This is a genomic window from Enterobacter cloacae complex sp. ECL352 (genome assembly GCF_020149545.1).
Classification (GTDB): Bacteria; Pseudomonadota; Gammaproteobacteria; order Enterobacterales; family Enterobacteriaceae; genus Enterobacter; species Enterobacter asburiae_B.
In genome coordinates, this window is sequence record NZ_CP083709.1 from 282330 (window position 1) to 300962 (window position 18633).

The following is an 18633-nucleotide window of genomic DNA, read 5'->3' on the forward strand; positions in this document are numbered from 1 at the left end:
GCGATTGCAGCCTTTTTTATTTACTCCGGCAATTCACTGCCGCAGCGGTAACAAAACCGCGCGCTGTGTTCATGTTCGCCCTGCTGGCAATGAGGACACTTACGCTGCTGCTTGCGGCTCTGAAACGCGCTGCTCATGTGTGTGGTAATAAGTCCCGTCGGGATCGCAATCACTGAATAGCCAATCAAAATCAGCACGGACGCCACGATGCGCCCAAGTGGTGTATGGGGCGTAATATCTCCGTAGCCCACGGTGGTGACGGTCACAATGGCCCAGTAGACGGACGCATTGAGCGTCGTAAAGCCATATTTAGGCCCTTCTATTAAATACATCAGCGCGCCAAAAACAATCATGACGATGGCAATAAACGAGTAGAACAAAATAAGCTGATGCCGGGCGCTGACGATCGCACTCCAGAACACGCGTAATGACGGCATAAAACGCAGCAATTTCAGAATACGTAATACCCGAATCACGCGCATCGCTCGCCAGGCAAAGACATAACTCAGGCTGATCTCCGGCCACAGCCACATGACATAGAGCGGCAGGATGGTGGCTAAATCGATAAATCCCCAGAAGCTGAAAACATATCTGGCCGGATTGGGCCAGGCTATTACCCGGAGGAGATATTCAGCGGTAAAAACCAGGGTAATCGCCAGCTCAAGCCAGACAAAGATATGCCATTCGTCAAACGTCAGGTGGTATTGCGTCCCGGCACCCGATTCAATAAAGATGACAACCACGCTGAGGAGCGCAAATAAACCGCACAGACCTTCGAAGCGTCGCCCGGAAACCGTTTCAGGATCGAATAAAAAATGATATAGCCGCCGACGGGCTGACGTGAATAAACGCGACACAGTTACCTCGCAAAAAATAAGGGCTGACATGATGTCAGCCCTTGCGATTATAACGGGTCTACTTTCAGGCAGGAAACCGCATGTCGGAAACTGCCTTCCAGAACCGGTCGCGTTTTAGCACATTCCGGCCCGGCCATCGGGCAGCGCGTGCGGAAGACGCAGCCTGACGGTGGGTTAATCGGCGAGGGTAATTCCCCTTCCAGAAGCTGGATGGTTTTATTCTTTTCCAGATCCGGATCGGGGATCGGCACCGCGGACATTAGCGCTCTGGTGTAAGGATGCAATGGATTGTGGTACACCTCGTCATAGGTGCCCAGCTCCACGGCATGCCCCAGATACATCACCAGCACGCGGTCAGAGATGTGTTTCACCACGGCCAGGTCATGCGCGATGAAGATCAGCGACAGCCCCATTTCGCGCTGCAGCTTCTGCAGCAGGTTAACCACCTGCGCCTGAATGGACACGTCCAGCGCGGAAACCGGCTCATCGCAGATAATCAGCTTCGGTTCGAGGATCAGCGCACGGGCAATACCAATACGCTGGCACTGACCGCCGGAGAACTCATGCGGATAGCGGTTGATGAGGTTTGGCAACAGGCCGACTTTCATCATCATCGCCTTCACGCGGTCGCGCACTTCCTGACGAGACATCTTCGGATGATAGGTGCGCAGCGGCTCGGCAATAATCTCACCGATGGTCATGCGCGGGTTTAATGATGCCAGCGGATCCTGGAAAATCATCTGGATATCGCTGCGCACCTCGCGCCACTCGTCGGGCTTCATGCCCAGCAGATCTTTACCCAGCCAGGCCACTTTACCGTCGGTGGCTTTGACCAGACCGATAATGGCTCGCGCAAAGGTCGATTTACCGCAGCCGGACTCTCCCACCACGCCCAGGGTTTCCCCTTCGTACAGGCGCAGCGTGACGCCGTCCACCGCTTTCAGGGTCTTCGGCGGCTGCCAGAACCACTGTTTGCCGTCTTTGATGTCGAAATGCACTTTAAGATCGGCAATTTCGAGCAGCACGTTGCGTTTTTCATCTAATGCATTCATACCAGCTCCTCCTGCGGCTTAAAGCAGGCGCGCAGACGGCCTGGTGCAAACTCTTCCAGCGGCGGAGCGCTGTTGCAGATTTCCATCGCGTGCGGGCAGCGCGGCTGGAACGGACAGCCTTTCGGCAGACGCAGCAGGTTTGGCGGGTTGCCCGGAATGGTGAGCAGGGATTCCCCTTCCGCATCAAGACGCGGCACCGCGTTCAGCAGACCAATCGAGTACGGATGGGCTGGCTGATAGAAGACATCGCGCGCTTTGCCGTATTCCATGGTACGACCGGCGTACATCACCAGCACTTTGTCACAGATGCCCGCCACTACGCCCAGGTCGTGGGTGATCATGATAATCGCCGTGTTGAACTCGCGCTTCAGCTCGTTTAACAGGGTCATGATCTGCGCCTGTACGGTAACGTCCAGCGCGGTGGTAGGTTCATCGGCAATCAGCAGCTTTGGCCGGCACAGCAGCGCCATCGCGATCATCACGCGCTGACGCATACCGCCAGAAAACTCGTGCGGGAACATGCGCATACGCTTGCGCGCTTCCGGCATTTTCACCGCATCCAGCATTTTGACCGACTCTTCAAAGGCCTCCGCTTTGCCCAGGCCTTTGTGCAGCATCAGGACTTCCATCAGCTGCTCGCCTACGCGCATATACGGATTCAGCGAGGTCATGGGATCCTGGAAAATCATCGAGATCTGCTCAGCGCGCAGCTTGTTCAGCTCGTGTTCCGGCAGGTTGAGGATTTCACGACCGTTGAATTTAGCGGAGCCGCCAATCACGCCGTTAGCAGCCAGCAGGCCCATCAGCGCAAAAGCGGTCTGGGATTTTCCGGAACCGGATTCCCCCACGATCCCCAGCGTTTCACCCGCGCGCAGGTTGAAGTTGAGATCGTTGACGGCGGTAACATCCCCGTCCGGCGTTTTAAAGGTCACGCGGAGATCTTTCACATCCAGCAGAAGGTTATTCTGCTGTTGCGCCTGTGGCGCAGTGGCCGTTTCAATAATTGTCATGACGGCGCTCCTTAACGGTCTTTCGGGTCGAGGGCATCACGCAGGCCATCGCCGATAAAGTTAAAACAAAACAGGGTAACGACCAGGAAACCCGCCGGATAAAGCAGCAGCCACGGTGAAACTTCCATCGAGTTTGCGCCATCGCTCAGCAGCGCGCCCCAGCTGCTCAGTGGCTCTTGTGTACCCAGACCCAGGAAGCTCAGGAAAGATTCGAACAGAATCATGCTCGGTACCAGCAGCGACGCGTAGACCACGACCACGCCCAACACGTTAGGAACGATATGGCGAACCACGATATTCCCGGTGGACACACCGCCTACCTGCGCCGCTTCAATAAACTCTTTGCGTTTGAGGCTCAGCGTCTGGCCGCGAACAATACGCGCCATATCCAGCCAGGACACCATCCCGATGGCCACGAAGATCAGCAGGATATTCTGGCCGAAGAAGGTCACCAGCAGGATGACGAAGAACATAAACGGGAAGGAGTTCAGGATTTCCAGCAGACGCATCATTACCGAGTCTATTTTGCCGCCGAGGTAGCCGGAAAGTGAACCGTAGAGCGTACCCACGATCACCGCCACCAGCGCGGCAGCAATACCGACCATCAGCGAGATACGGCCACCGATAGCGACACGCACCAGCAGATCGCGTCCCGAGGAGTCCGTGCCAAAATAGTGGCCTGATTCCATATCCGGCGCGCTGGACATCATGCCCCAGTCGGTGTCGAAATAGGTAAATTGCGACAACATCGGCGCCAGGGTCACAAACAGCGCGATGATCACCAGAACAACCAGACTGGCAACCGCTGCACGGTTGTGCATAAAGCGACGGCGCGCGTCCTGCCAGAGGCTACGACCTTCTACTTCCAGTTTTTCACTGAAGTTTTCCAGCGCCTCGCTGTTTTTCTTACTCAACATCATGGCGTGCTCCAGCGTTAGTAACGAATTTTCGGATCGATGACGGCATACAGCACATCGACGATAGCGTTAAAGAGAATGGTCAGCGCACCGACGAGAATGGTCAGGCTCAGCACCAGCGAATAGTCGCGGTTGAGCGCGCCGTTAACGAACAGCTGACCAATGCCGGGCAGGCCGTAGATTGTTTCGATAACCATAGAGCCAGTGATGATCCCGACGAATGCCGGTCCCATGTAGGAAAGCACGGGCAACAGCGCCGGTTTGAGCGCGTGGCGGAAGATAATCCGACGCATCGGCAGCCCTTTAGCGCGCGCGGTACGAATGAAGTTCGAGTGCAGCACTTCGATCATTGAACCACGGGTGATACGCGCGATACTGGCGATGTACGCCAGAGATAATGCCACCATCGGCAAAATCATGAACTTCAGTGCCCCGCCGTTCCAGCCGCCTCCAGGCAGCCACTTCAGCGTGATGGCAAATATCATCACCAGTAATGGCGCGACAACGAAGCTGGGTATCACTACCCCGGTCATTGCCACCCCCATTACGGCATAATCCCATTTGGTATTTTGTCTGAGCGCGGCGATGACGCCCGCGGTGACCCCGAAAACGATGGCCAGAATGAATGCCGCAGCACCCAACTTAGCCGAAACCGGGAAGCTGGACGCGACCAGGTCGTTAACGGAATAGTCTTTATATTTAAATGACGGTCCAAAATCGCCGTGGGCCAGCTGCTTCAGGTAATTGAAGTACTGGGTGGAGATAGGATCGTTCAAGTGGTATTTCGCTTCGATATTCGCCATAACTTCAGGCGGTAGCGTACGCTCACCGGTAAATGGACTGCCCGGCGCAAGACGCATCATGAAGAAGGAAATCGTGATGAGAATAAATAGCGTTGGAATCGCTTCAAGACAGCGACGTAGGATAAATTTCAACATTGCCCGTACCTTCTGGCGTGTGCCTATATTATGTGACGTTGGTTAGACACCGTGGGGCGAGCATGCCCGCCCCACTCATTGCCATTAATGCTTGATAATATACAAGTTTTTAACGTAGATATTATCCATCGGGTCTTTACCGGTATATCCACCTACCCACGGTTTCACCAGACGGGCGTTAACGTAGTAGTAAACCGGAACGATCGCGGAATCTTTATCCAGCTGCTGCTCGGCTTTAGAGTACAGTTCTGTACGCTGCGCTTCGTCAGTGGTTTTCAGCGTGTCGCCAATCAGCTTGTCGAACGCCGGGCTCTTATAGTGCGCGGTGTTGTTCGAGCTGTCGCTCAGCATGGTGTTCAGGAAGGAGGTCGGTTCGTTATAGTCCGCACACCAGCCAGCACGAGCCACATCAAAGGTGCCCTGATGACGGCTGTCGAGGAAGGTTTTCCACTCCTGGTTTTCCAGCTTCACGTTCGCGCCCAGGTTCTTTTTCCAGATTGAGGCAACGGCGATAGCCAGTTTTTTGTGCAGATCGGAAGTGTTGTAAAGCAGGCTGAAGGTCAGCGGCTTATCTGCGGTGTAACCCGCTTCGGCCAGCAGTTTCTTCGCTTCTGCGTTACGCTGTTCCTGAGTCTGTTTGAACCACTCTGGCTCGGTCAGTTTTGCGCCATCGGTGTATGGAGGGGTATAGCTGTACGCCGGCAGATCGCCCTGGTTTTTCACTTTGTTCACGATGATATCGCGATCCAGTGCCAGCTTCAGAGCGGTACGAACACGTACGTCGGTAAACGGTGCTTTCTGGTTGTTAATTTCGTAGTAATAGGTGCACAGGTACGGATCGACGTGAACTTCTTTAGGGATCTCTTTTTTCAGTTTCTGGAACAGTTCAATCGGCATGTTGTTATAGGTCATGTCGATTTCACCGCTGCGATAGCGGTTAACGTCAGTCACTTCGGACGAAATTGGCAGGTAGGTCACCTGGTCAATAACGGTTTTCGCGTTATCCCAATACTGCGGGTTACGGTCAAGCACCATACGTTCGTTGACCACCCAGTCTTTCAGCTTATAGGCACCGTTGGTCACGATATTGGCAGGCTGCGTCCATTTCTCACCAAATTTTTCCACGGCAGATTTTGGTACCGGAGAAACGGACGGGTGAACCAGCAGCTTATAGAAGTACGGAACAGGTTCGCTCAACGTCACTTCAAAGGTATTTGCATCGATCGCTTTTACGCCCAGGTCGGTAACAGGTTTTTTGCCCGCGATGATGTCATCAATATTGGCGATGTGGCCATATTGCAGGTAGCTCGCATACGGAGAGGCGGTGGTTGGATTCGCCAGACGCTGCCAGCTATAAACGAAATCTTCGGCCGTGACCGGTGTACCGTCGGACCATTTCGCATCTTTACGCAGATGGAAGGTCCAGACTTTGAAATCTTTGTTTTCCCATTTTTCTGCAACACCCGGCGCCGGGTGGCCGTCTACGTCTGTCACCAGCAGGCCTTCGAACAGGTCGCGGTTAACGTTAGACTCAGGAACACCTTCAATTTTGTGCGGGTCAAGAGACTGAACTTCCGCACCGTTGTTACGCACAAGCGTCTGTTTCTCCGCCAGTTGAACACCTGCAGGAACGTCCGCAGCCATTGCAGCGTTGCCCGCGATTAGCGCAGTTAAAATCCCCGCCGCTACCAGATTTTTTTTTGTGATGATGGACATTGTGTTGGTACTCCACTCATTATAATGACTGGCCTTCGCCAGCTGTGTAATCCCCTTTTGGGGCCTGTACAGCGCAGGAGTTTTTTTTGCTGCTGTCAGGTTCTTCTTTTACTGCTTGCTATCACCGACTTTTTTATTACTGACCGCTCGTATGGCCGTCTTGCGTCGATTCTTTACAGGCCTCCCCTGTTTGAGAACTGCGCTGGATATCTGAGAAGAGAACTATATGAAAATAATTCTCATCTGCTTGTTTTATGCTGCAAAATATTAGGCCGGAAAGTATCAAATGGCGTAAACGCGCGCCAATACATTTTGCAAATTTGTTAAGCAATTCTCTTTTACGGTGAGTACCGCATCGTTGAGGGCAGCCCTGCCGGACATCGAACACCACTTAAAAATCATGATATTCAATAAGATAGAGAAAACCTTCTCTACACGCGCGTCTCTGCGCTATCATCGAGTGATTTTGTACAAAAATTTAACAACTGGTTATTATTTAGCACATTCATCTAGGGGAATGTTGAATTTACTAATATCATTTCGGTTATCTCTCAGCAAGCCCCAGAGTATCATGTGAGTAAAATAACAGATCGATCGAAGGTTTTCTGCGCAGGCGAGTTTGGCGGGAATTAATAACTCATTGAAATACAAGCAATGAACATTATTAGTAGAATTTATTATGATATGTGAGCATTTCAACTTTAGTTATAGGATTTACTGATAATGACGTAAAAAAACGGAGCCGTGGCTCCGTTCTTTCATACGAAATATCAGTGCAGCAAACCGGGGAAAATGCTTTTAATTCCTGTAACGATGAATTCTATCCCTAACGCCATCAACAGCAGCCCCATAATACGCGTTATGACGTTAATGCCCGTCTGCCCCAGCAGGCGCACCAGCCAGGGCGCCATGCGGAATACTCCCCAACAGCAGAGTGCGAAAAGCGCAATGGCAACGGAAAAGCCAATCAGGTGCATCAGGCTATGGTAACGCGTGCCCCAGACAATGGTTGAACTGATGGCGCCAGGGCCAGCCATGAGCGGTAAGGCCAGCGGCACCACGCCAATACTCTCGCGGATAGCTGTTTCTGACTTCTCCTGCTTGTTCTGTTTATCCTCGCCCAGCTTACCGCTGATCATGGACATGGCGATGGTCACGACCAGAATCCCACCCGCTATGCGGAAAGAGTCAATCGAAATGCCGAAGAGCTGGAGAATGGCGTCCCCAAGAAAAAGGGAGGTGAGCAATATGATAGCCACTGACAGGTTAGCGGTGAGGTTGGTCTTATTCCTCGCCGCCGCCGTCTGGTAACTCGTCATACTAATAAAGACAGGAATGATCCCCACCGGGTTGACCAGGGCAAACAAACCAATAAAAAATTTAAAATACGTTGGAAAATCAAAGAGCGTTTGGATCACGTTTTGCTCCGCTTATACACATGCCCGGGACTGACACTTTGTCATGAGAAATCGCGCTGAAGATACCCTTTTTATTAGCATACTTCACTCGAAATCTGTGGCAAAACGTTATCATTTCAGGATGTTAAACATATGTATAATCAGTGATAGCGCCGCTTCCATTACTTACGTAATTATTTAACACTTGAAAAATCTCAACGAAATAACCCTGCTGAAAGGTATCAGCTTGGGGGAAAATTGACGCAGATCATGATTTCCGTACTCAGAAGTGAGTAATCTTGGTTACGCCCCCAGGGAGATCACCTGACAAAAAGGGATGATGCTAAGGTAAGGCTCTTTTAGTAAATTAGTGTGCTGACGCAGAAAGTAACTCTTTGTTTTACTTTGTGTTACGCAAGTCGTATCGGCTCTGTCTATACTGTGTGACGTATCGAGCGCTGGTTTACTAAAAGAGTTTAAACATTATCAGGAGAGCATTATGGCTGTTACTAATATCGCTGAACTGAACGCCCTCGTCGAGCGCGTTAAAAAAGCCCAGCGTGAATATGCCAATTTCACCCAAGAACAGGTTGATAAAATCTTCCGCGCGGCCGCACTGGCTGCTGCAGATGCTCGAATCCCTCTCGCTAAAATGGCCGTTGCCGAATCCGGCATGGGTATCGTGGAAGATAAAGTGATCAAAAACCACTTTGCTTCCGAGTATATCTACAACGCCTATAAAGATGAGAAAACCTGTGGCGTGCTGTCCGAAGACGACACCTTCGGTACCATCACCATCGCTGAACCTATCGGCATCATCTGCGGTATTGTTCCGACAACTAACCCGACGTCTACAGCTATCTTCAAATCACTGATTAGCCTGAAGACCCGTAACGCAATCATCTTCTCTCCACACCCACGTGCAAAAGACGCGACTAACAAAGCGGCAGATATTGTCCTGCAGGCGGCGATCGCTGCTGGCGCACCAAAAGATCTGATTGGCTGGATCGACCAACCTTCCGTTGAGCTCTCCAATGCGCTGATGCATCACCCGGACATTAACCTGATCCTGGCGACCGGTGGTCCTGGCATGGTTAAAGCCGCATACAGCTCCGGTAAACCAGCGATCGGTGTGGGCGCCGGTAACACCCCTGTTGTTATCGACGAAACTGCTGACATCAAACGTGCCGTTGCGTCTGTACTGATGTCTAAAACCTTCGATAACGGCGTGATCTGCGCATCTGAACAGTCTGTTGTTGTTGTTGATTCCGTGTACGACGCTGTTCGTGAACGTTTCGCCAGCCACGGCGGCTACCTGCTGCAGGGCAAAGAGCTGAAAGCCGTTCAGGACATTATCCTGAAAAATGGCGCACTGAACGCCGCTATCGTGGGTCAGCCAGCGTACAAAATTGCTGAACTCGCAGGCTTTACCGTTCCGGCAACAACCAAAATCCTGATCGGTGAAGTGAAAGTTGTCGACGAAAGCGAGCCGTTTGCACATGAAAAACTGTCTCCAACGCTTGCCATGTACCGTGCGAAAGATTTCGAAGACGCGGTAGAGAAAGCCGAGAAACTGGTTGCTATGGGCGGTATCGGTCACACGTCTTGTCTGTACACCGACCAGGACAACCAGCCAGAACGCGTTGCCCACTTCGGTCAGATGATGAAAACTGCACGTATCCTGATTAACACCCCTGCTTCTCAGGGTGGTATCGGTGACCTATACAACTTTAAACTCGCACCTTCCCTGACTCTGGGTTGTGGTTCCTGGGGTGGTAACTCCATCTCTGAAAACGTTGGTCCAAAACACCTGATCAACAAGAAAACCGTTGCTAAGCGAGCTGAAAACATGTTGTGGCACAAACTTCCGAAATCTATCTACTTCCGCCGTGGCTCTCTGCCAATCGCGCTGGATGAAGTGATTACTGATGGCCACAAACGTGCGCTCATCGTGACTGACCGTTTCCTGTTCAACAACGGCTACGCTGACCAGATCACCTCTGTACTGAAAGCGGCTGGCGTTGAAACTGAAGTGTTCTTTGAAGTTGAAGCTGACCCTACCCTGAGCGTTGTGCGTAAAGGTGCTGAACTGGCTAACTCCTTCAAACCAGATGTGATTATCGCTCTGGGCGGCGGTTCCCCAATGGACGCCGCGAAAATCATGTGGGTCATGTACGAGCATCCTGAAACCCACTTCGAAGAACTGGCGCTGCGCTTTATGGACATCCGTAAACGTATCTACAAGTTCCCGAAAATGGGCGTAAAAGCGAAAATGATCGCAGTAACCACCACTTCCGGTACCGGTTCAGAAGTTACGCCATTCGCAGTAGTAACGGACGATGCAACAGGTCAGAAATACCCACTGGCTGACTATGCACTGACCCCAGATATGGCTATCGTTGATGCGAACCTGGTCATGGAGATGCCGAAATCACTGTGTGCGTTCGGTGGTCTGGATGCGGTAACTCACGCCCTGGAAGCTTACGTTTCTGTGCTGGCATCTGAGTTCTCTGACGGTCAGGCTCTGCAGGCGCTGAAACTGCTGAAGGAAAACCTGCCAGCGTCCTACAACGAAGGGTCTAAAAACCCGGTAGCACGTGAACGCGTTCACAGTGCAGCAACCATCGCCGGTATCGCGTTTGCGAACGCCTTCCTGGGTGTTTGTCACTCTATGGCGCACAAGCTGGGCTCTCAGTTCCACATTCCTCACGGTCTGGCGAACGCCCTGTTGATCAGCAACGTTATCCGTTATAACGCTAACGACAACCCAACCAAGCAGACTGCTTTCAGCCAGTACGACCGTCCGCAAGCGCGCCGTCGTTACGCTGAAATCGCAGACCACCTTGGTCTGAGCGCACCGGGTGACCGCACTGCTGCGAAGATTGAGAAACTGCTGGCATGGCTGGAAAGCCTGAAAGCTGAGCTGGGTATTCCAAAATCTATCCGTGAAGCAGGCGTTCAGGAAGCTGACTTCCTCGCTCACGTAGATAAGCTGTCTGAAGATGCATTCGATGACCAGTGTACTGGTGCTAACCCGCGCTACCCACTGATCTCCGAGCTGAAACAGATTCTGCTGGATACCTTCTACGGTCGTGAGTTCAAAGAAGGTGACGTTGCCGCTGTGAAAACAGAAGTTCCTGTCATCAAAGCTGACAAGAAAGCGAAGAAAAGCGCTTAATTGAAAGCAGAAGAAAAAACCCGCCTTTATGGCGGGTTTTTTTATGTCTGTATAACAAGGCTGGCGTTATTTCCTGTTGTCGTGTTGAATCGCCGTCAGCGAGCCTACAGACAACGCTTCTTTATAATGCTTACGACAGACTGAAACATAGCGTTCATTACCGCCTATAACCACCTGCTCGCCATCTGCATAAGGCTTCCCGGCCTGGTCAAGACGAAGCACCATGCTGGCTTTGCGACCGCAGAAGCAGATTGTTTTCAATTCGACAAGCTTATCCGACCAGGCAAGCAAATACTGGCTACCGGCAAAGAGCTCACCGCGGAAATCCGTACGCAGGCCGTAACACAGCACGGGAATATCGAGCTCATCGACCACCTCTGAAAGGGCATGAACCTGTTCACGCGTCAGAAACTGGCTCTCATCTACCAGAACACAGTGAATGGGCTGCAAAGCATGTTCTGTACGAATGTCCTCAAACAGATCGGTTTTCGGGTTAAACAGTCTGGCAGGCGACGAGAGCCCTATTCTGGAACTCACCTTCCCTGCGCCAAAGCGATCGTCAATTTCAGCCGTATAAACAACGGTACGCATCCCGCGCTCCTGGTAATTGTACGAGGATTGCAGCAACGCGGTGGATTTCCCGGCATTCATTGCCGAATAGTAGAAATAAAGTTGTGCCATTGGCTGTAAAACCCTAATCAATGTGTAATATTCCCGATGATTCATTGTACCATAATTTGTCTGGTCATCAGCGATGTAGCACACAGAGGAAGCGTTTCAGCACGGAGTTCACAACCTTCTTTTCATGAAAATAACCCGCTAAAACATGAAGTAAACGCCTTCAGCCTGGCCAATATGTTATATGTTTAGCCAAACATAACACTGCATTTTATAGTGGAATCGCCGTTCATTAAAATTCACTATTTATTAACTATTTCAGTCTTAACATCACGGAGGGGAACTAATACAAAAGGCTGATATTTCTCCGCCGCAACTATAATTCCTGCAGTAAATGTCACAAAAAAAAGAGGCAATCGACCGGGTCCAGCCGGGTTAGCTGATAACAAACGAGACTGTTGGGTGATGAAATTTAAGTTAGCGTAATTAATAATAGCGGCATTATTTAGTATTTTTTGAATTCCTTACATTCCTGGCTATTGCACAACTGAATTTATGGCTCTATTATTAGGTCAACAAACCACCCCCCATTATAAGTTTGAGATTACTACAATGAGCGAAGCACTTAAAATTCTGAACAACATCCGTACTCTTCGTGCGCAGGCAAGAGAATGCACCCTCGAAACGCTTGAAGAAATGCTGGAAAAATTAGAAGTTGTAGTTAATGAACGTCGTGAAGAAGAAAGCGCAGCTGCTGCTGAAATCGAAGAACGTACTCGTAAACTGCAGCAATATCGTGAAATGCTGATTGCTGATGGTATCGATCCAAATGAATTGCTGAACAGCATGGCTGCAGCTAAAACTGGTACTAAAGCCAAGCGTGCTGCTCGTCCTGCTAAATATAGCTACGTTGACGAGAACGGCGAAACTAAAACCTGGACTGGCCAGGGCCGCACTCCTGCTGTTATCAAGAAAGCCATGGACGAACAAGGTAAACAGCTGGACGACTTCCTGATCAAGGATTAATCCAGCCGTATTCAGAAAAATCCCGCGTAATGCGGGATTTTTTTTAACCTAAATTTGTCGCAAACATCCCCTTACACTCTGTCATAAAGCATTATTTGGCAATTTTAATAACTGTACTTTGAGACAGGTTTTGGAAGTGTTTAGGGCATAAAAAAACCGGTGGGCAGCGCCTCACCGGTTTCGGACATATCTAACCGTGGCTTATTTCTTAATACCTACGCTCTCTTTGAGCCAGGTTTTAAATTCTTCACCAAGAGTATTGTGGCGAATACCATATTCTACGAACGCCTGCATATAACCAAGCTTATTACCGCAGTCATGGCTCTTACCTTTCATATGGTAAGCCTCAACGGTCTCTTTCTCGATCAGCATATCAATGGCATCCGTCAGCTGAATCTCATCACCCGCTCCTGGAGGCGTTTTCGCCAGCAGAGGCCAGATTTCAGCGCTCAGGACATAGCGACCTACAACGGCCAGGTTTGAAGGCGCTACGTCGGCTTTAGGCTTCTCTACCACGCCAACCATTGGCACGCTTTCGCCCGGCTCAAGGTTAACGCCTTTGCAGTCAACCACACCGTATGCCGTCACGTCGTCAACAGGCTCAACCATAATCTGGCTGCTACCGGTTTCGTCGAAACGTTTGATCATCTCTGCCAGGTTATCCTGAGAAAGATCGGATTCGTATTCGTCCAGAATTACGTCAGGCAGAATTACCGCTACAGGCTCATCACCTACAACAGGATGTGCACACATCACAGCGTGGCCCAGACCTTTAGCCAGGCCCTGACGAACCTGCATAATGGTAACGTGTGGCGGGCAAATAGACTGAACTTCTTCTAACAGCTGACGCTTAACACGTTTTTCCAGCATGGCTTCAAGTTCAAAGCTTGTATCGAAATGGTTTTCGATAGAGTTTTTTGATGAATGCGTAACCAGCACAATTTCAGTGATGCCGGCTGCGATACATTCATTAACGACATACTGGATTAATGGCTTATCAACCAGAGGCAGCATCTCTTTAGGAATTGCCTTAGTTGCTGGTAACATCCTGGTCCCCAATCCCGCTACCGGGATGACGGCCTTTCTGACTTTCGAATTTAGGGCAGCCATTCAAATTCTCCTGAGCTGTTCAAGTTTTGAACTTTTATGCAATAAATAACGCGTTGAGTATATCAGCCTCGCCCCGCAGTCCGGGTCTGAAAAGAACGCGTTGCCGATCAATTAGGACAAATACGCATGAATCTGGGCAGCGATAGTAGCACTCCCCGTAAAACACAGGTAAAGCAATCTTAAAATTAAGATCCAATTGCTTATTCCGTGGACAACATTAAGCGTAGCCGTCCCCCGGCGCCCCAAATTTGGCACTGCCATGAGGAACAGCGGTGGCTAATTTGATTAAGATATGCCGTACCCAATGTCCCAAGCGGAACACCGTTACTCACCTGAATATGATGTTCACCGGTATTCAGTGAAGCGTTGAGACCTGCTGAAACGAGGATCAGATTCTTTAAACCGCTGTGGTAATAGCCGACCAGCAGCGGGAACTGTCCAGGCAAATTAGCCTGGCGAAAAAGCTGGTTTACCTGTTTGAGCAAACTGCCTAACTCCGGCAGCCGTTGTCCCTGATGCGATAACTGTTCCTGCAGCAAACCATTAAAAAGCGCGCGAAGAAGTAACGCGGCTAATACGCCATTATCCCCCGCACGGGTGACATCCAGAGAATAAAACGCAAGGTCGGAATCAGATAAAGGTGCGATATCCAGTACCAGTCCCGGCTGATCAGCCGCCACCAGCTGACGATAATTTACGCGGCAGTGTGAAATAGTTTGCTGTACGGGCGGCTGAAGTTCTTGCAACAGTTTCGCCGCAGCAGGAGGATCGCTCACCAGGGCATCCCAGTCCTGGAAAAGACGCTCCTCTTCCTCTACCCGGGAATTAAACATATTCGGATACAGGCACGCTAAGACCGTTTCTCGCAGCCGGTTCAGATCCTTGACCGGTTTAAGCAGAATATCCTGGACACCGAGCCGCAATGCTTTGGCGATATCCGCCATATTCTCTGTGGCAGAGATCACCAGAATCGGCGTCTGGTTGCCTTCGTTACGCAGATGTTCAACCAGCTTCAGCCCATTCATGCGCGGCATCTCAATGTCGCAAATCATTAAATCGGGCGTAATGCTGATCATTTTTTCCAGGGCGTCGATACCATCTTCAGCCAGTGAAGTGATTGCTCCCAGCGAGGATAACCACGAATCCAGTAGCGATCGGAAAACGGGCTCGTCTTCAACAATCAAAATGTGTTTTCCGGCCAATGGCTGCGTCATGGTTCCTCCCCTGGCTGACAGTAACTAAATAGTGGCATGCGATCGGCACTATCGCCTGTCAGATTTTGCTGAAGTAGTCAAAAAAAGGTGCTTAACGTGCTGTTTGCACAAAAGGCAACAATTCGTCCATTTTCTTTTCGACGGCTAACGAGCCCGCTGCGATGGCGGCCTCAGCCCGATGGAAATCAAGAGTAGAGATTTGCGGACAGTAAGGCTGAATAAGAATATCTGGCGGGTCGCCTGCCATACGATTGCGCTTAAGGCGATTCTCCAGTACCTGGATTGACGTGGTCATGATTTCTATCGCCGTCGGCGCGGCAACCGAGCGTCGCGCGGCCATGCGCCCGATTCTGCCGCGCAGGCGCTCATGCCAGGCCAGTTTCTCGCCCTCGGCATCTTCGCTCTGGAGATTGACCGGCATGAGGTCCTGTTGCATCAGGTGGGCGTCGTGCTGCAGGTCGACGGCAATCACGATATCCGCCCCCATTGCACGGGTCAGAGAGATGGGAACCGGGTTTACAACGCCACCGTCGACAAGCCAGTAACCGTTGTGTGGGACAGGCGCCATAAGCCCCGGCATGCTGCAGGAGGCGCGCACGGCAAGATGGATATCCCCTTCGGTTAACCAGAGTTCGCGTCCCGTGCTGAGGTTCGTCGCGACGGCGCCAAAGGGCATCTGACAATCAGTGAAGTCTTCGAGAGGCATAACCTGGCGGAACTGGTTAAAGACGCGTTCGCCGCGCAACAGCCCACCACGCTGCCACGAGAGGTCCATCAGACGCAGGACGTCCCAGTAACTGAAGGAACGCACCCAGGTCTCGAGTTCCGGAAGCTTCCCGCACGCGTAGGCGGAGCCGACAAGCGATCCTATTGAACAACCTGCGACAATATCTACGTTAATGCCCATCTTGTTTAAGGCATTAATCACGCCGATGTGTGACCATCCCCGGGCTGCACCTGAGCCCAGCGCCAGTCCAATTTTAACCTTTCTCATTAGCCCTGTTTTACTTCCCCTGGATTCCTGACATAGCGTCAACGCAACAGCTCAGTTAACATAGTGCTACCCGAAGCGTTTTACGCCTTTATTATTTGTTCCAGGAAGAGAATCGTGTCTCAACTCTGCCCTTGTGGTAGCGCTCTGGAGTATAGCCTATGTTGCCAGCGATATCTGTCTGGCGATCAGGTTGCACCAGACCCGTCACACCTCATGCGTTCACGTTACACTGCTTTTGTGATCAAAGACGCAGACTACCTGATTAAAACCTGGCATCCCTCCTGCCACGCTGCCGAATTCAGACAGGACATCGAAGCCGGCTTCGCGAACACGCAGTGGCTCGGCCTTACCGTCTATGAATCCTCAACGGGCAGTCATGTGGATGAAGGTTACGTCAGCTTTGTCGCTCGTTTTACCGAGAATAATAAACCTGGTGCCATTATCGAGCGTTCCCGGTTCTTAAAGGAAAGCGGGCAGTGGTATTATATTGACGGAACGCGCCCACAGTTTGGTCGTAACGATCCCTGCCCGTGTGGTTCAGGTAAAAAATTTAAAAAGTGTTGCGGGCAGTAATGCCTGACAACCCAGACTTCGCAAATACAAACAGGATTTCCCGGCGATGCAATCATTACAACGAAAAGTTCTGCGCACCATCTGTCCCGATCAAAAAGGACTGATCGCACGAATTACCAACATTTGCTACAAACATGAACTGAATATCGTGCAGAACAACGAGTTCGTTGACCACCGTACCGGCCGCTTCTTTATGCGTACCGAACTCGAAGGTATTTTCAACGACACCACCCTGCTTGCCGATCTCGACAGCGCGCTTCCGGAAGGTTCCGTGCGCGAACTAACCCCAGCCGGTCGACGCCGCATCGTGATCCTGGTGACCAAAGAAGCACACTGTCTGGGCGACCTGCTGATGAAAGCAAACTACGGCGGTCTGGACGTGGAAATAGCTGCCGTTATTGGCAACCATGAGACGCTGCGCACGCTGGTCGAGCGTTTTGATATTCCGTTCGAGCTGGTGAGCCACGAAGGCCATACCCGTGAAGAACACGACGATCTGATGGCGCAGGCCATTGAAGCGCATAACCCGGACTACGTGGTGCTGGCGAAATACATGCGCGTGTTAACGCCATCCTTCGTGGCGCGTTTCCCGAACAAGATCATCAACATTCACCACTCGTTCCTGCCGGCCTTTATTGGCGCGCGTCCCTACCACCAGGCCTACGAGCGCGGCGTGAAGATCATCGGTGCGACCGCGCACTATGTGAATGACAACCTGGACGAAGGTCCAATCATCATGCAGGACGTGATTCACGTGGACCACACCTACACGGCCGAGGACATGATGCGTGCAGGGCGTGACGTTGAGAAGAACGTGCTCAGTCGTGCGCTGTATCAGGTGCTGGCGCAGCGTGTCTTTGTCTACGGCAACAGAACCATCATTCTTTAATCTTTCGGAAAATGAATTGATTAGCTTTGCACCTTTACGGATAAAAAGCAGGCAAACAGCTTCATTTACCTAAAGGAATGCTTTACAGGGGCGCCTCATTTGATATGATGCGCCCCGCTTCCAGCAGAAGCAGGTAAGTCAAAAAGCATTACCCCGTGGTGGGGTTCCCGAGCGGCCAAAGGGAGCAGACTGTAAATCTGCCGTCATCGACTTCGAAGGTTCGAATCCTTCCCCCACCACCATCTCTCAGCACGACATCAAAATTTGAATTACCCCTGGTGGGGTTCCCGAGCGGCCAAAGGGAGCAGACTGTAAATCTGCCGTCATCGACTTCGAAGGTTCGAATCCTTCCCCCACCACCATCACTTCCAAATAACTCTGAATCTCCTTTTTGCACCAGGCATCATGCATTTCCGTAACGGGGAAGGATGAGAAGCTTCGACTAAGGTTCGATTCGAGCGTAGCGAGAAAGCGTTGCCGCAGGCAACGACCCGAAGGGCGAGGCGCAACGCGCCGAGTAATCCTTCCCCCACCACCATCACTTTCAAATAACTCCAAACCTCCTTTTTGCACCAGGCATCATGCATTTCCGTAACGGGGAAGCCTTCGCAGGCGCAGCCGCCACCTGGCGACAGAAGCCAGAAGCCTACATCGGCGGCAAACGACGCGTCACCGGCGAACTCTTCACAATCGACGTATTGCACTGGGCATGCTCCGCCAGGCCGTCCAGCAGCACATCCAGCTGCTCTATCGATCGCACCACCAGCCTAATCACAAAGCAATCTTCCCCGGTGACTTTGTCGCTCTCTATACACTCCGGCATCGCCTGAATGTATTTATCCACCTTATGCAACAACCCCGGCAAAGGACGCACGCGCACCAGCGCCTGCAGCGTATACCCCAGCGCCGCCAGATTCACCCGTGCGCCATACCCCTGAATCACACCGCGCTCTTCCAGCCTCTTCAGGCGTTCTGCCGTGCTGGGGGAAGTCAGACCGATGCGTCCGCTGAGCACCTTCAAAGACATGCGCGCATCTTCGACCAGACAGGCTAAAATTTGACGGTCGATATCATCGAGAAGGTATTCCATCGTTTTCACCTAATTTTAAAAAGCCATCACTGCATTTCACCTTATCTCATCCCT

General features: G+C 51.4%; 16 protein-coding genes, 2 tRNA genes and 1 other RNA gene. 7 read left to right on the forward strand and 12 right to left on the reverse strand.

Annotated features, from left to right (window positions below; all coding sequences use genetic code 11):
• Positions 1 to 20 precede the first annotated feature (20 nt).
• The 7 genes from LBF07_RS01345 to LBF07_RS01375 all read right to left on the reverse strand — a co-directional run bounded on the left by LBF07_RS01345 (position 21) and on the right by LBF07_RS01375 (position 7908).
• Positions 21 to 857, reverse strand: coding sequence for an ion transporter (locus LBF07_RS01345; protein ID WP_094934721.1), 837 nt, complete (start codon positions 855 to 857; stop codon positions 21 to 23).
• A gap of 47 nt (positions 858 to 904) precedes the next feature.
• Positions 905 to 1909, reverse strand: a complete 1005-nt coding sequence (gene oppF / locus LBF07_RS01350) for a murein tripeptide/oligopeptide ABC transporter ATP-binding protein OppF (RefSeq protein WP_023312094.1) — start codon at positions 1907 to 1909, stop codon at positions 905 to 907.
• A complete protein-coding gene (locus LBF07_RS01355) occupies positions 1906 to 2919 on the reverse strand; it encodes an ABC transporter ATP-binding protein (protein ID WP_023312095.1) in 1014 nt (337 codons plus the stop codon). The genes oppF and LBF07_RS01355 overlap by 4 nt, the downstream gene beginning before the upstream one ends.
• An 11-nt stretch (positions 2920 to 2930) precedes the next feature.
• Positions 2931 to 3839, reverse strand: coding sequence for an oligopeptide ABC transporter permease OppC (gene oppC / locus LBF07_RS01360; RefSeq protein ID WP_023312096.1), 909 nt, complete (start codon positions 3837 to 3839; stop codon positions 2931 to 2933).
• Positions 3840 to 3853: 14 nt separating this feature from the next.
• On the reverse strand, positions 3854 to 4774 hold the full coding sequence (gene oppB / locus LBF07_RS01365; RefSeq protein ID WP_008502786.1) for an oligopeptide ABC transporter permease OppB: 921 nt from the start codon (positions 4772 to 4774) through the stop codon (positions 3854 to 3856).
• An 84-nt stretch (positions 4775 to 4858) separates the two neighbouring features.
• A complete protein-coding gene (gene oppA, locus LBF07_RS01370) occupies positions 4859 to 6490 on the reverse strand; it encodes an oligopeptide ABC transporter substrate-binding protein OppA (protein ID WP_033145757.1) in 1632 nt (543 codons plus the stop codon).
• Between the two features lie 770 nt (positions 6491 to 7260).
• Positions 7261 to 7908: a YchE family NAAT transporter gene (locus tag LBF07_RS01375; protein ID WP_023312098.1), complete on the reverse strand. Its 648-nt coding sequence runs from the start codon at positions 7906 to 7908 to the stop codon at positions 7261 to 7263.
• 478 nt (positions 7909 to 8386) lie between these two features.
• Between LBF07_RS01375 and adhE the strand changes: the two genes are divergently transcribed.
• Entirely contained in the window at positions 8387 to 11065 is a 2679-nt protein-coding gene (gene adhE, locus LBF07_RS01380; RefSeq protein WP_023312099.1) for a bifunctional acetaldehyde-CoA/alcohol dehydrogenase, read from the forward strand.
• A gap of 66 nt (positions 11066 to 11131) precedes the next feature.
• On the opposite strand, the gene tdk is transcribed toward adhE, so the two are convergent.
• The gene (gene tdk, locus LBF07_RS01385; protein WP_045355905.1) at positions 11132 to 11746 is read right to left on the reverse strand and encodes a thymidine kinase; all 615 of its coding nucleotides are present in this window, start codon (positions 11744 to 11746) and stop codon (positions 11132 to 11134) included.
• A 549-nt stretch (positions 11747 to 12295) separates the two neighbouring features.
• On the opposite strand from tdk, the gene hns reads away from it, so the two are divergent.
• Positions 12296 to 12709 (forward strand): histone-like nucleoid-structuring protein H-NS, encoded by a 414-nt coding sequence (gene hns / locus LBF07_RS01390; RefSeq protein WP_008502781.1) that lies wholly within the window; start codon positions 12296 to 12298, stop codon positions 12707 to 12709.
• 201 nt (positions 12710 to 12910) lie between these two features.
• On the opposite strand, the gene galU is transcribed toward hns, so the two are convergent.
• The 3 genes from galU to rssA all read right to left on the reverse strand — a co-directional run bounded on the left by galU (position 12911) and on the right by rssA (position 16027).
• A complete protein-coding gene (galU, locus tag LBF07_RS01395) occupies positions 12911 to 13819 on the reverse strand; it encodes a UTP--glucose-1-phosphate uridylyltransferase GalU (RefSeq protein ID WP_033145759.1) in 909 nt (302 codons plus the stop codon).
• A gap of 200 nt (positions 13820 to 14019) precedes the next feature.
• Positions 14020 to 15033, reverse strand: coding sequence for a two-component system response regulator RssB (gene rssB, locus LBF07_RS01400; RefSeq protein ID WP_033145760.1), 1014 nt, complete (start codon positions 15031 to 15033; stop codon positions 14020 to 14022).
• A 91-nt stretch (positions 15034 to 15124) separates the two neighbouring features.
• Complete coding sequence (gene rssA, locus LBF07_RS01405) at positions 15125 to 16027, reverse strand: patatin-like phospholipase RssA (RefSeq protein WP_023312102.1); 903 nt, start codon at positions 16025 to 16027, stop codon at positions 15125 to 15127.
• Positions 16028 to 16141: 114 nt separating this feature from the next.
• On the opposite strand from rssA, the gene LBF07_RS01410 reads away from it, so the two are divergent.
• The 5 genes from LBF07_RS01410 to LBF07_RS01430 all read left to right on the forward strand — a co-directional run bounded on the left by LBF07_RS01410 (position 16142) and on the right by LBF07_RS01430 (position 18027).
• Complete coding sequence (locus tag LBF07_RS01410) at positions 16142 to 16600, forward strand: YchJ family protein (protein WP_045888025.1); 459 nt, start codon at positions 16142 to 16144, stop codon at positions 16598 to 16600.
• A 46-nt stretch (positions 16601 to 16646) separates the two neighbouring features.
• The gene (purU, locus tag LBF07_RS01415) at positions 16647 to 17489 is read left to right on the forward strand and encodes a formyltetrahydrofolate deformylase (RefSeq protein ID WP_023312104.1); all 843 of its coding nucleotides are present in this window, start codon (positions 16647 to 16649) and stop codon (positions 17487 to 17489) included.
• A 157-nt stretch (positions 17490 to 17646) separates the two neighbouring features.
• Positions 17647 to 17731: transfer RNA gene (locus tag LBF07_RS01420), tRNA-Tyr, on the forward strand.
• Between the two features lie 35 nt (positions 17732 to 17766).
• Positions 17767 to 17851 (forward strand) — tRNA-Tyr (locus tag LBF07_RS01425).
• A gap of 45 nt (positions 17852 to 17896) precedes the next feature.
• A non-coding RNA gene (locus LBF07_RS01430) (RtT sRNA) lies at positions 17897 to 18027 on the forward strand.
• A 108-nt stretch (positions 18028 to 18135) separates the two neighbouring features.
• On the opposite strand, the gene LBF07_RS01435 is transcribed toward LBF07_RS01430, so the two are convergent.
• The gene (locus LBF07_RS01435; protein ID WP_063429616.1) at positions 18136 to 18579 is read right to left on the reverse strand and encodes an Lrp/AsnC family transcriptional regulator; all 444 of its coding nucleotides are present in this window, start codon (positions 18577 to 18579) and stop codon (positions 18136 to 18138) included.
• Between the last annotated feature and the right edge of the window lie 54 nt (positions 18580 to 18633).

Excerpts from the sequence above, each read along its gene's own strand:
- galU (WP_033145759.1), bottom strand. The coding sequence starts at position 13,819 with ATGGCTGCCCTAAATTCGAAAGTCAGAAAGGCCGTCATCCCGGTAGCG.
- purU (WP_023312104.1), top strand. The coding sequence starts at position 16,647 with ATGCAATCATTACAACGAAAAGTTCTGCGCACCATCTGTCCCGATCAA.
- oppF (WP_023312094.1), bottom strand. The coding sequence starts at position 1,909 with ATGAATGCATTAGATGAAAAACGCAACGTGCTGCTCGAAATTGCCGAT.
- adhE (WP_023312099.1), top strand. The coding sequence starts at position 8,387 with ATGGCTGTTACTAATATCGCTGAACTGAACGCCCTCGTCGAGCGCGTT.
- rssB (WP_033145760.1), bottom strand. The coding sequence starts at position 15,033 with ATGACGCAGCCATTGGCCGGAAAACACATTTTGATTGTTGAAGACGAG.
- tdk (WP_045355905.1), bottom strand. The coding sequence starts at position 11,746 with ATGGCACAACTTTATTTCTACTATTCGGCAATGAATGCCGGGAAATCC.
- oppA (WP_033145757.1), bottom strand. The coding sequence starts at position 6,490 with ATGTCCATCATCACAAAAAAAAATCTGGTAGCGGCGGGGATTTTAACT.
- hns (WP_008502781.1), top strand. The coding sequence starts at position 12,296 with ATGAGCGAAGCACTTAAAATTCTGAACAACATCCGTACTCTTCGTGCG.
- LBF07_RS01355 (WP_023312095.1), bottom strand. The coding sequence starts at position 2,919 with ATGACAATTATTGAAACGGCCACTGCGCCACAGGCGCAACAGCAGAAT.
- rssA (WP_023312102.1), bottom strand. The coding sequence starts at position 16,027 with ATGAGAAAGGTTAAAATTGGACTGGCGCTGGGCTCAGGTGCAGCCCGG.
- oppC (WP_023312096.1), bottom strand. The coding sequence starts at position 3,839 with ATGATGTTGAGTAAGAAAAACAGCGAGGCGCTGGAAAACTTCAGTGAA.
- oppB (WP_008502786.1), bottom strand. The coding sequence starts at position 4,774 with ATGTTGAAATTTATCCTACGTCGCTGTCTTGAAGCGATTCCAACGCTA.
- LBF07_RS01435 (WP_063429616.1), bottom strand. The coding sequence starts at position 18,579 with ATGGAATACCTTCTCGATGATATCGACCGTCAAATTTTAGCCTGTCTG.